Below are 12,128 nucleotides of genomic sequence, written 5' to 3'. Positions count from 1 at the left end.
CGGAGATCACTCCCCCAACGACCGCCCCGCTCAGAAGAGTTCCTCACCGGGCGCGCCGTCACACGTCGGTGCGACGATCCGGTTCCGCTCACCGCGGGACACCGGACGGACACCACTGGCGGCGCCCCTCGCGCTGCGAGGGACGCCGCCAGTCAGGTCCCGTGGCCGTCGTGCGGCCGGACGGAAGGGCTAGACCCCGGAGGAGACCTCGGCCTTCTCGTCGGAGCCCGCGCCCCCCTCGGCCGCCGCCAGCGCCTTGTTGCGGCGCACGGACGACCAGAAGGAGGCGGCGATCAGGATGACGCCGATGGAGCCGGTGATCAGCTCGTGGATCTCGTACTGGATGGTGACGAGCAGGACCGCGGCGAGGGCGCCGATGGCGTAGTGCGCGCCGTGCTCCAGGTAGACGTAGTCGTCGAGGGTGCCCTGGCGGACCAGGTAGACCGTGAGCGACCGGACGTACATCGCGCCGATGCCGAGGCCGAGCGCCATCAGGACGATGTCGTTGGTGACCGCGAAGGCACCGATGACGCCGTCGAAGGAGAAGGACGCGTCCAGGACCTCCAGGTAGAGGAACATGAAGAACGCGGCCTTGCCGGAGAGCTGGATCACGGAGACCTGCTTGCCCTTGGCCCTGGCCTCCTCCTCGGCCTCGTGCTCGCGCTCCTCCTCTTCCTCCAGCTTGTTCTCGAAGTAGCTGGAGAGGCCGCCCACGATGAGATACGTGATGAGGCCCGCCACGCCGGAGATCAGGACGGTCTCCGCCTTGTCGGCGTGGGTGCCGCCGTGCTGGTGCGCGTGCTTGGCGAAGGTCATCGAGGAGATGAGCAGGACGACGAGCGCGATGCACACCGACAGCATGTCGACCTTGCCGAGCCTGGCGAGCGGGCGCTCCAGCCAGCCGAGCCACTTGATGTCCCGGTCCTCGAAGACGAAGTCGAGGAAGATCATCAACAGGAACATGCCACCGAACGCGGCGATGGACGGGTGCGCGTCGGTGACCAGCTGCTGGTACTGGTCCTTGTCGTTGAGCGCGAGCTTGACCGCTTCGATCGGGCCCATGCTCGCGCTGACCGCGACGATCACGACCGGGAAGACGAGGCGCATGCCGAAGACGGCGATGAGGATGCCGACGGTGAGGAAGATCTTCTGCCAGAAGGCATTCATCTTCTTCAGGATCCCGGCGTTGACCACCGCGTTGTCGAAGGACAGCGAGATCTCGAGGACGGACAGGATCGCCACGATTCCGAACGCCGTCCACCCCCCGAAGAGCACCGCTGCGACCAGGCCGAGCGCAGTCACTGCGAACGACCAGCCGAAGGTTTTCAGAACCACTGGCTACCCCATCATGTGTGTACGGGTCTCCCCCGTGCCGTCTTTCGGCTGCTGCCCGCTGCGTCTTCCGGGGGTTTCTCCGGGGCCCGCGCGGCCGATCGCGTCAGCCGTTTGGGGAACCCGGGGAGAGCCCTTTAGGAAACATTGACTCCGAAGTCTAGAGCGATGCCCCGCAGGCCGGACGCGTACCCCTGCCCGACGGCGCGGAACTTCCATTCGCCGCCGTACCGATAGACCTCGCCGAAGATCATCGCGGTCTCCGTGGACGCGTCCTCGCTGAGGTCGTAGCGGGCGAGCTCCTGGCCGTCCGCCTGGTTCACCACGCGGATGAACGCGTTGCTGACCTGGCCGAAAGTCTGGCCCCTGTTGTCCGCCTCGTGGATGGAGACCGGGAAGACGATCTTGTCGCAGTGGGCCGGGACCTTGGTGAGGTCAAGGAGGAGCGACTCGTCGTCGCCGTCACCCTCACCCGTGAGGTTGTCGCCGGTGTGTTCGACGGAGCCGTCGGGGCTCTTCAGGTTGTTGTAGAAGACGAACCACTCGTCGCCGAGGACACGGCCCGACTGGCACATCAGGGCACTGGCGTCGAGGTCGAAGGGGGCTCCGGTGGTGGAGCGCGCGTCCCAGCCGAGGCCGACCATCACCTTGGTGAGGTCGGGTGCGGCCTTGGAGAGGGAGACATTGCCTCCCTTGGCGAGCGTGACGCCCATGATCGTGGTCCTCCCCGGGTGGTGGAGCGTGGCTCCCGCGCGGCGCGGCTCCCCGGCCGGGCGCGCGGTCGTGCGGTGCGGTGCCTAGCGCGTCCGGCGCCGCACGCGGGTGTGCGGCGCCGGACGGCTGTGGCGGTGCGGAACTGCGGCTCAGACGTTGACGCCGAAGTCCTGCGCGATGCCGCGCAGGCCCGAGGCGTACCCCTGGCCGACCGCGCGGAACTTCCACTCCGCGCCATGGCGGTACAGCTCGCCGAAGACCATGGCCGTCTCCGTGGACGCGTCCTCGGAGAGGTCGTACCGGGCGATCTCGGTCTCGCCCGCCTGGTTCACCACGCGGATGAACGCGTTGCGGACCTGGCCGAAGGACTGCTGGCGGGTCTCGGCGTCGTAGATCGAGACCGGGAAGACGATCTTCTCGACGTCGGCCGGGACCGCCGCGAGGTTGACCTTGATCTGCTCGTCGTCGCCCTCGCCCTCACCGGTGATGTTGTCGCCGGTGTGCTCGACGGAGCCGTCCGGGCTCTTCAGGTTGTTGAAGAACACGAAGTTCTGGTCGCTGGTGACCTTGCCCTCCGCGTTCGTCAGGATGGCGCTGGCGTCCAGGTCGAAGTCCGTACCCGTCGTGGTACGGACGTCCCAGCCGAGGCCGATGGTGACCGCGGTCAGGCCGGGCGCCTCCTTGCTCAGCGATACGTTGCCGCCCTTGCTGAGGCTGACTCCCACGAGTCCTCCCAAATAGTGTCCAGGGGCGGGGAGCCCCAGTTCGTGCTTGCCATCGGATCAACGTGTGGATCCTAGTGACCGGTTCCCGGCCACCACAGGCTTCGCACCTGAAGAATCCCAGGGTGTCGTCCCCGAGGGGCCTCAGGGAGTCCCCTTGGGTGATCCCTTGACGCGTCACTGACGCGGGGTGCGCCGCGATCGCGCCGACCTGGCGGTTACAGGCTCTCCAGGGCCTTGACGTACTCGTTGAGGTCCCGGGCGTCGGGCAGGCCGTTGACCACGGTCCAGCGCACCACGCCCTCCTTGTCGATGATGAAGGTGCCGCGCACCGCGCAGCCCTTGTCCTCGTCGAAGACGCCGTACGCCCGCGAGACCTCGCCGTGCGGCCAGAAGTCGGAGAGCAGCGGGTACTCCAGGCCCTCCTGCTCGCCGAAGACGCGCAGCGTGTGCATGGAGTCGTTGGACACCGCGAGCAGCTGGGTGTCGTCGTTCACGAACTTCGGCAGTTCGTCGCGGAGGGCGCACAGCTCGCCCGTGCAGACGCCGGTGAAGGCGAACGGGTAGAAGAGCAGTACGACGTTCTTCTGCCCCCGGAAGTCCGTGAGCCGTACGGTTTGACCGTGATTGTCCTTGAGCTCGAACTCCGGAGCCTTGACGCCGACCTCGATCGCCACGAGGACCCACTTCCCTTCACGTAGCCCGTTGGGGTGCCCCCAGGGTACGGGCGCCGCGCCCGGCTCCCCGCCGGGGGCCTCCCCCACCCCGCCCCTTCCCGAAACCAGGGGCTGCCGCCCCTGGCACCCCGCCTCATCGCGCCGATGGGGCGCGGCAGGGGCCCCAGGGCAAGCGTGAGGCCCCCGGCGGGCGCGCCGGGGGCCTGGCAGTGGGCCTGCGGCCGGCTACCGCTTCTTGGCGGCGCCCTTGGGCGTGATCAGCCGGCTCCCGTTCCAGTCCTTGCCCGCGTTGATGCTCTTCGTCTGGGAGAGGCCCGCGGTGGTGGCCGCCTCACCGATGTCGCTCGGCTCGACGTACCCGTCGCGGCCGGTCTTCGGTGTCAGGAGCAGGATCGAGCCACCCTCCTCCATGTACGCGATGGCATCCACCAGCGCATCAGTCAGGTCCCCGTCGTCCTCGCGGAACCAGAGCACCACGGCATCGGCCACGTCGTCGTACTCCTCGTCGACGAGCTCCGTGCCCGTAGCCTCCTCGATGGCTTCGCGGAGCTCCTGGTCGACGTCATCGTCGTAGCCGATCTCCTGGACCACCATGTCGGGCTGGAAACCCAGCCTTATGGCCAGGTTCGTCTCCGCGTGGTCCGCGGTCGCGCTCACGGCTTGCCTCCTGATCTTGTTCTTGGGAATGCCTTCAGCCACGCGCGTGCGCGGGGCATTGGCCGTAGTCCACACGGGCGGGACGGATCGCGCAAGTACCCGGCCGTCGAGACCGCCGAAACGGTGACGTTCCCGGCCGTGTCACCGCAACTCCCGCCACACCCGCCGGGCCGGACGGCCACGGGATCAGCTTGGCAGGATGGGCGTATCGTTGCGATTTGACCGAGCCTACCCCAGCGCTGACGGGCGACGTCACGGTTACCTCTGGGTAGAGATGACGTATCCCCGGCCTGGGTACACGATGGTGAGCGGCGTACGCGCCGCGGCAGAGTTCACAGAAGTTCGCAGACGTTCGCAGGGTTTCAGAGCAGAACACGGCAGAGCACGAATCCGATCGCGTGCTGCACGCGACGACACAGCGAAGGAACAGCGTGGCTTCCGGATCCGATCGCAATCCGATCATCATTGGCGGCCTTCCCAGCCAGGTCCCGGACTTCGATCCGGAGGAGACCCAGGAATGGCTTGACTCCCTCGACGCGGCCGTCGACGAGCGCGGCCGCGAGCGGGCCCGCTATCTGATGCTCCGGCTGATCGAGCGCGCGCGGGAGAAGCGCGTCGCCGTGCCGGAGATGCGCAGCACGGACTACGTCAACACGATCGCCACCAAGGACGAGCCGTTCTTCCCCGGCAACGAGGAGATCGAGCGCAAGATCCTGAACGCGACCCGGTGGAACGCGGCGGTGATGGTCTCCCGCGCCCAGCGCCCCGGCATCGGCGTCGGCGGGCACATCGCCACCTTCGCCTCCTCCGCCTCCCTGTACGACGTGGGCTTCAACCACTTCTTCCGCGGCAAGGACCAGGGCGACGGCGGCGACCAGATCTTCTTCCAGGGGCACGCCTCCCCCGGCATCTACGCCCGCGCCTTCCTCCTCGACCGGCTCTCCGAGCAGCAGCTCGACGCGTTCCGGCAGGAGAAGTCCAAGGCTCCCTACGGCCTGTCCTCGTATCCGCACCCGCGGCTCATGCCGGACTTCTGGGAGTTCCCGACGGTGTCCATGGGCCTCGGCCCGCTCGGCGCGATCTTCCAGGCGCGGATGAACCGCTACATGGAGGCGCGCGGGATCGCCGACACCTCCGCCTCGCACGTGTGGGCGTTCCTCGGCGACGGGGAGATGGACGAGCCGGAGTCCCTCGGCCAGCTGTCGCTCGCCGCCCGCGAGGGCCTGGACAATCTGACGTTCGTCGTGAACTGCAACCTCCAGCGGCTCGACGGTCCGGTGCGCGGCAACGGCAAGATCATCCAGGAGCTGGAGTCGGTCTTCCGGGGCGCCGGGTGGAACGTCATCAAGCTGGTGTGGGACCGCAGTTGGGACCCGCTGCTCGCGCAGGACCGGGACGGCGTCCTGGTCAACCGGATGAACACGACGCCGGACGGCCAGTTCCAGACGTACGCCACCGAGACCGGCGCGTACATCCGCGAGCACTTCTTCGGCGACGACCAGCGGCTGCGCGCCATGGTCGAGAACATGACCGACGACCAGATCCTGCACCTGGGCCGCGGCGGTCACGACCACCGGAAGATCTTCGCGGCGTTCTCCGCGGCCAAGGCGCACAAGGGCCAGCCGACGGTGATCCTGGCCAAGACGATCAAGGGCTGGACCCTCGGCCCGAACTTCGAGGGCCGCAACGCCACGCACCAGATGAAGAAGCTGACGGTCGACGACCTGAAGCGCTTCCGCGACCGGCTGCACCTGCCGATCTCCGACAAGCAGCTGGAGGACGGACCGCCCCCGTACTACCACCCGGGGCGGGACTCCGAGGAGATCCAGTACATGCACGACCGCCGCCAGGGCCTCGGCGGGTACGTCCCGACGCGGGTGGTGCGCGCCAAGCCGCTGGCGCTGCCGGACGACAAGGCGTACGCCGCGGTCAAGAAGGGCTCCGGTCAGCAGTCGATCGCCACCACCATGGCGTTCGTCCGGCTCCTGAAGGACCTGATGCGGGACAAGGAGATCGGCAAGCGGTTCGTGCTGATCGCGCCGGACGAGTACCGCACCTTCGGCATGGACTCCTTCTTCCCGAGCGCGAAGATCTACAACCCGCTGGGCCAGCAGTACGAGGCCGTGGACCGGGAGCTGCTGCTCGCATACAAGGAGTCGCCGACGGGGCAGATGCTGCACGACGGCATCTCGGAGGCGGGCTGCACGGCGTCGCTGATCGCCGCGGGCTCCGCGTACGCCACGCACGGCGAGCCGCTGATCCCCGTGTACGTCTTCTACTCGATGTTCGGCTTCCAGCGGACCGGCGACCAGTTCTGGCAGATGGCCGACCAGTTGGCGCGCGGCTTCGTGCTCGGCGCGACCGCCGGGCGCACCACCCTGACCGGTGAGGGCCTCCAGCACGCCGACGGCCACTCGCAGCTGCTGGCCTCGACCAACCCGGGCTGCGTCGCCTACGACCCCGCGTTCGGCTTCGAGATCGCGCACATCGTCAAGGACGGGTTGCGCCGGATGTACGGCGAGACGGCCGACGGCAAGCCGGGCGAGGACGTCTTCTACTACCTCACGGTCTACAACGAGCCCATCCAGCACCCGGCCGAGCCCGAGGGCGTCGACGTCGAGGGCATCGTCAAGGGCATCCACCTCCTCAACTCCGGTGAGCAGGGCGCGATCCCGGCGCAGATCCTGGCGTCCGGCGTCGCCGTGCCGTGGGCGCTCGAAGCGCAGCGGATCCTCGCCGCGGAGTGGAACGTGAAGGCCGACGTGTGGTCGGCGACGTCCTGGAACGAGCTGCGCCGCGAGGCCGTCGAGGTGGAGCGGCACAATCTGCTGCACCCCGAGGAGGAGCAGCGCGTTCCGTACGTGACGCGGAAGCTGTCCGGCGCCCAGGGGCCGTTCGTGGCGGTCTCGGACTGGATGCGGAGCGTGCCGGACCAGATCTCCCGGTGGGTGCCGGGCACCTACCAGTCGCTCGGCGCGGACGGCTTCGGCTTCGCGGACACGCGGGGCGCGGCGCGCCGCTACTTCCACATCGACGCGCAGTCGATCGTGGTGGCGGTCCTCACCGAGCTGGCCCGCGAGGGCAAGGTGGACCGCTCGGTCCTGAAGCAGGCCATCGACCGCTACCAGCTCCTGGACGTCACGGCGGCCGACCCGGGCGCCGCCGGGGGCGACGCCTGACGCGGCCGCCGCCTCCGGGTGGCGCGCGGCTGCCGCGCGACTCCTGAGCATCACACAACACCTCATCTGTGCGACGGGTGGCGGGCCTCGCGGTCCGCCGCCCGTCGGCTTTTCCTACGATGCGGTCATGAGGGAACAGGGGAACGGCCGACGTCGGCGGCGGAGCGGGGCCCGTCGGCCCAGGTCCGCTGGGAACGCCGCACTCAGCGTCCGCTGCTGGGGCTCGCGGTGGCGTTCGCCGTCGCCTACGCGGTGCCGATAGTCAGGCCCGAGGCGAACGCGTCCCTGACGAGCGCCTGCACGGCGGTGGAGTGGTTCGTCTGGGGTTCGTTCGCTGTCGACTACCTGGTGCGCCTCGTGCTCGCCGACGCGCGGGCGCGGTTCGTGCGGACGCACTGGCTCGACCTGTGCGCCGTGGTCCTGCCGATGATCCAGCCGCTGCGGCTGCTGCGGCTGGTGTCGACGCTGCTGCTGGTGGGGCGGCGGGCACGGATGGCCTCCCAGATACGGCTGACGACGTATGTCGTGGGGTCGGTGGTGGGGCTGCTGATGTTCGGCTCGCTCGCGGTGCTGTCGGTGGAGCGTGAGTCACCGGACGGCAACATCAAGACGCTCGGCGACGCCGTGTGGTGGTCCTTCACCACGATGACGACGGTGGGCTACGGGGATCACGCGCCGACGACCGGGCTCGGCCGGGTGCTCGCGGTCGGCCTGATGCTGTCGGGCATCGCGCTGCTCGGTGTGGTGACCGCGAACATCGCGGCCTGGTTCATCGCGCGGTTCGAGAAGGACGACGTGGAGGAGCGGCGGCAGACCGCGGCGATCGAGGCGCTGACGGCGGAGGTGATGGCGCTGCGCACGCAGATCAGCGCGCTGACCGGGGCCGGGGCCGGGGGCGGGGCCGCGAAGCCGGGCGCCGCCGGGCCTGGCGGCGCCGTACCAGGGGGCGCCCTGCCGGGGAGCACCCTGCCGGGCGGGGCGGCGGCCGCGGGTCCCGTACCGCGCCAGGTGCCCGGCACGGACGAGAGCGCCACGCGCCCCTGCTGACGGGGCGCCGCCCGTCGGGCTACCGCCCAGGGCCAGCGGATCGGGCTCAGGCTCAGCGGGTCCGGCTCAGGGCACCAGGCCAGGCTCGGGCCACGCCCAGGCCCCGGCCCATCGGACCGGCTCCTCCGAACCAGCTCCAGAGCCACGGGACCAGGCTCCCCGCCAAGATCAGGTCCACAGGGCCGGGCTCGGATTCGCCAAACCAGGCCTCCGCCCACCGGCCCCGGCCCCAGAGCCACAAGGCCTGCCCCCAGGACCACCGGGCCAAGCCCAGACCCACCAGACCGGGCCCACACCCAGACCCAGCGGACCGGGCTCAAGCCCCACGGATCGGGTCCAGGGCACCAGGCCAGGCTCGGGGTCACGCCCCAGGCCCCGGCCCACCAGACCAGGCCCCCGAACCAGCTCCAAAGCCACAGGACCAGGCCCAGACCCACCAAGATCAGGGCCACCGCGCCAGGCCCGGATCTACGGAACCAGGCCCCCGCCCACCGGCCCCGGACCCAGAGCCACGAGGCCTGCCCCCAGGACCACCGGGCCAAGCCCAGACCCACCAGACCGGGCCCACGCCCAGACCCAGCGGACCGGGCTCAAGCCCCACGGACCGGGCCCAGGGCACCAGGCCAGGCTCGGGGTCACGCCCCAGGCCCCGGCCCACCGGACCGAGTCCACCCGAACCAGCTCCAGAGCCACGGGACCAGGCTCAACCCCGCCAAGGTCAGAGCCACCGGGCCAGGCCTGGATCTACGGAACCAGGCCCCCGCCCACCGGCCCCGGCCCCAGAGCCACAAGGCCTGCCCCCCCAGGCCCACCCGGCCACGCCCAGCCCCAGCAGACCGGGCCCAAGCCCAGACCCACCCGACGGGCCCCGCCCACCAAGGTGGGTCGAGGCGCGTCGGGTGAGGCCCTCGGGCAGGCTCCGGGCCGCTGGCGTCGGGGGCCCCTGGGGCGCGTCGTCCGTCAGAGGAGGCCGCCGCTGGTCGCCGACGCTCCGGCGAGCCAGATCAGGGCCAGGGCCGTGTCGACCGCGCCCAGCACCACGGCGACCAGCGCGGGTGCCGAGTGCGCACCGGCCCACCGGCGGCCCATCGCGTACCAGCCGCAGAGCATGGCCAGTGGGCCGAGGACGATGCCGAGCGCGAAGAGCCCGACGATCGCGAAGACCAGGCCGACGATGCCGAGCGCCGCGCGGTCGCCGCCGACCGCGACGGCCGACCGCCGCCGGGTCGTGGGCGTCCGCGAGCGGCCCCGCAGGCGCTTGCGTGTGGTGTGTCCGAAGCCCGCCATGGTCCCTCCCTGAGTCAGCCGGATCGGGCTCAGGTCGACGGGTCCCCCCTTTGTCCCCCGCTATCTCCCGAGTCGCCACTCCCCGGCTCCCGGGCTCCCCGCGCTCCCGTTCGGGCTATCTCTCCCAGACCTTGAACGCCCGCACGCGGTACGGCGACTCCGGGGCCCACGTGCCGCTGCCCGGATAGGTGTTGAACTCGCCCGTCTCGGCGCACTCCGCCGACTGGTAGGCGGTGACGGGCCGACCGGTCCGGTTGGCGAGGGCGACCGCGCTGCCCCCCCTCCGGCAGCGCGATGCAGCTCTCGATGTCGATCCCGGCCAGCTCGAACACCCGCCGCGTGCCCTTGAAGCCCGCCTTCTCCCACAGGCACAGCTCGCCGGGCCCGCAGGCGCCGAGGCGCGGCGGCTCCGGCGTGCGCGGGCGGTGCCGTGGCCCCCGCGTGCGCAGGCGTGAGGAGCGTCGCGGCCAGCGCGGCCGTGGTGAGTGCCGTGGCGATGGCCGCGGGCATGGTCGTACGCATGTGCATCAACCCCCGTGTCGTATCGGTCACTTCGATCACTTGTCGCCACTCTCGGCCGTGGGACCGGTGGGTCGGAAGGGGTTGCGGAGTCGCTCATCCGAATAGGCGAAAACCCCCAGAGAGAACCCGGAGATCTCGCTCCGGGACCCCGAGGGGTCCGCCCGGAAGCCCACCCGACCGCCATCGGGGCCTTCCCCTTAGGGGGCACCAACCGGGCCTCCTGGGGAGGCGGCGCCCGCCGGGCGTCCCCGCCGTCCGGCCGGACGCCCCGGGCGCGGGCGGACGCCCCCGGGCCCGGCCGGACGCCCCGGGCGCGGGCCCGAGCCCGCGCCCGCGCCCGCCTAGATGTGCCCGCCGCCCACCCCGGCCGCGTCCGCGTTCGCCCCCCGCTTGGTGAGCGTGGCGATCACCGCGGCGAGGGCGCCGACGACGCCCGCGACGACGAAGGCCACGCCCATGCCGGAGACGAAGGTGTCGTGGACGACGCCGGTGATGCGGTCGAGGGTGGACCCGGTCATGCCGGGGGCCTTGGCCATCTCCTCGGGGACCATGCCGGTCGCAGTGGCCTTGTCGAGGCCGGGCGGCGGCTGGCCGGGCAGGCCCGCGTCCCGCCAGTTGCCCGCGAGGTCGCCGTCGACCGTGTTGGACATGACGGCGCCCAGGACCGCCGTACCGAGGCTGCCGCCGACCTGCATGCCCGCCTGCTGGAGGCCGCCCGCGACGCCGGACAGCTCCAGGGGGGCGTTGCCCACGATGACCTCGGTGGCGCCGACCATGACCGGGGCCAGGCCGAGGCCGAGCAGGGCGAGCCAGACCGACATCGGCAGGGTGCCGGTGTCCCGGTCCAGGGTGGTCATGCCGAACATCGCGACGGCGGTGCTGACCATGCCGCCCACCAGCGGAATGCGCGGCCCGAAGCGGGTGATCAGGGCGCCCGCGACCGGCGAGGCGACGATCATCATGGCGGTCAGCGGCAGCAGGTGCAGACCGCTGTCGACCGGGCTCATGCCGTGCACGTTCTGGAGGTAGAACGTCACGAAGAACAGGCCGCCCATGAAGGCGAACGCCATCAGGACCATCAGGGCGGTGCCCGCGGACAGCGGCACGGACCGGAACAGGCCGAGCGGGATCAGCGGCTCCTTGACGCGCGTCTCCCAGAAGGCGAACAGGGCGAAGCAGACGACGGCCCCGCCGAGGAACGCCCACGTCTTGCCGCTGCCCCAGCCCCAGGGGTCGCCCGCCTTGATGAGCGCCCAGATCAGGGCGAACATCGCGGCCGAGAGCAGCGCGATGCCGGGGACGTCGAAGGACCGCGGCGCGTTCTCGGCGCGGTGGTCCTTCAGGATCAGCAGGCCGAGGACGAGCGCGACGGCGCCGACGGGCACGTTGATGAAGAACACCGACTGCCAGTTGACGTGCTCCACGAGCACGCCGCCGAGTATCGGGCCGCCCGCGGTGGAGGCGCCGATGACCATGCCCCAGATGCCGATGGCCATGTTGAGCTTCTCGGCGGGGAACGTGGCCCGCAGCAGGCCGAGCGCGGCGGGCATCAGGAGCGCCCCGAACAGGCCCTGGAGCACGCGGAAGGCGATGACCAGCGAGACGGTGCCGGACAGGCCGATGGCGCCGGACGCGGCGGCGAAGCCGACGACGCCGATGAGGAAGGTCTGACGGTGGCCGAAGCGGTCGCCGAGCTTGCCCGCGGTGATCAGGGCGACGGCGAGGGCCAGGAGATAGCCGTTGGTGATCCACTGGACGTCCGCGAGCGAGGCGTCCAGGTCCTTGGTGATGGCCGGGTTGGCGACCGCGACGATCGTGCCGTCGAGGGCCACCATCATCACGCCGATCGCCACGGAGAACAGCGTCAGCCACGGGTGGCCGCGCAGCCCCTTCTGCGGGGCCGCGGTCGAGGTCGGCTCCGGCGCCTTGTCCGCCGCGCCGACCGGGGTCTGAGTCGTCATGCCGCGAGACTAGTGTCAGTCGCTGACACT

Annotated in this window: 9 protein-coding genes and 1 pseudogene; 2 read left to right on the top strand and 8 right to left on the bottom strand. The window is 70.7% G+C overall.

Annotated elements, in window-relative coordinates:
* Window positions 1-189: 189 nt before the first annotated feature.
* The 5 genes from ACOBQU_RS27310 to ACOBQU_RS27290 form a co-directional block, all read right to left on the bottom strand.
* Window positions 190-1,335 (bottom strand): DUF475 domain-containing protein, encoded by a 1,146-nt coding sequence (locus ACOBQU_RS27310; RefSeq protein ID WP_423630455.1) that lies wholly within the window; start codon window positions 1,333-1,335, stop codon window positions 190-192.
* Between the two features lie 134 nt (window positions 1,336-1,469).
* Window positions 1,470-2,045 carry a TerD family protein gene (locus tag ACOBQU_RS27305; RefSeq protein WP_423630453.1) on the bottom strand — a complete coding sequence of 192 codons (576 nt, stop codon included), beginning with the start codon at window positions 2,043-2,045 and terminating at the stop codon, window positions 1,470-1,472.
* A gap of 150 nt (window positions 2,046-2,195) precedes the next feature.
* Window positions 2,196-2,771, bottom strand: a complete 576-nt coding sequence (locus ACOBQU_RS27300; RefSeq protein WP_423630451.1) for a TerD family protein — start codon at window positions 2,769-2,771, stop codon at window positions 2,196-2,198.
* A 215-nt stretch (window positions 2,772-2,986) separates the two neighbouring features.
* On the bottom strand, window positions 2,987-3,445 hold the full coding sequence (locus ACOBQU_RS27295) for a peroxiredoxin (protein WP_423630449.1): 459 nt from the start codon (window positions 3,443-3,445) through the stop codon (window positions 2,987-2,989).
* A gap of 225 nt (window positions 3,446-3,670) precedes the next feature.
* A complete protein-coding gene (locus ACOBQU_RS27290) occupies window positions 3,671-4,102 on the bottom strand; it encodes a DUF3052 domain-containing protein (protein WP_423630447.1) in 432 nt (143 codons plus the stop codon).
* A gap of 431 nt (window positions 4,103-4,533) precedes the next feature.
* Between ACOBQU_RS27290 and aceE the strand changes: the two genes are divergently transcribed.
* Both aceE and ACOBQU_RS27280 read left to right on the top strand, forming a co-directional pair.
* The gene (gene aceE, locus ACOBQU_RS27285) at window positions 4,534-7,281 is read left to right on the top strand and encodes a pyruvate dehydrogenase (acetyl-transferring), homodimeric type (RefSeq protein WP_423630445.1); all 2,748 of its coding nucleotides are present in this window, start codon (window positions 4,534-4,536) and stop codon (window positions 7,279-7,281) included.
* Window positions 7,282-7,494: 213 nt separating this feature from the next.
* Complete coding sequence (locus ACOBQU_RS27280) at window positions 7,495-8,328, top strand: potassium channel family protein (RefSeq protein ID WP_423634743.1); 834 nt, start codon at window positions 7,495-7,497, stop codon at window positions 8,326-8,328.
* A gap of 960 nt (window positions 8,329-9,288) precedes the next feature.
* Here the strand turns inward: ACOBQU_RS27280 and ACOBQU_RS27275 are convergent.
* From ACOBQU_RS27275 to ACOBQU_RS27265, 3 genes and pseudogenes are all read right to left on the bottom strand, one after another.
* A complete protein-coding gene (locus ACOBQU_RS27275; RefSeq protein ID WP_423630443.1) occupies window positions 9,289-9,615 on the bottom strand; it encodes a small hydrophobic protein in 327 nt (108 codons plus the stop codon).
* A gap of 115 nt (window positions 9,616-9,730) precedes the next feature.
* Window positions 9,731-10,137, bottom strand: a pseudogene (locus ACOBQU_RS27270) (peptidase inhibitor family I36 protein).
* Window positions 10,138-10,478: 341 nt separating this feature from the next.
* The gene (locus ACOBQU_RS27265; RefSeq protein ID WP_423630441.1) at window positions 10,479-12,098 is read right to left on the bottom strand and encodes an MFS transporter; all 1,620 of its coding nucleotides are present in this window, start codon (window positions 12,096-12,098) and stop codon (window positions 10,479-10,481) included.
* Window positions 12,099-12,128 lie beyond the last annotated feature (30 nt).

The sequence above is a fragment of the Streptomyces sp. G45 genome (assembly GCF_049542095.1).
Lineage (GTDB): Bacteria > Actinomycetota > Actinomycetes > Streptomycetales > Streptomycetaceae > Streptomyces.
This window is presented reverse-complemented; position numbering and strand designations above follow the sequence as displayed.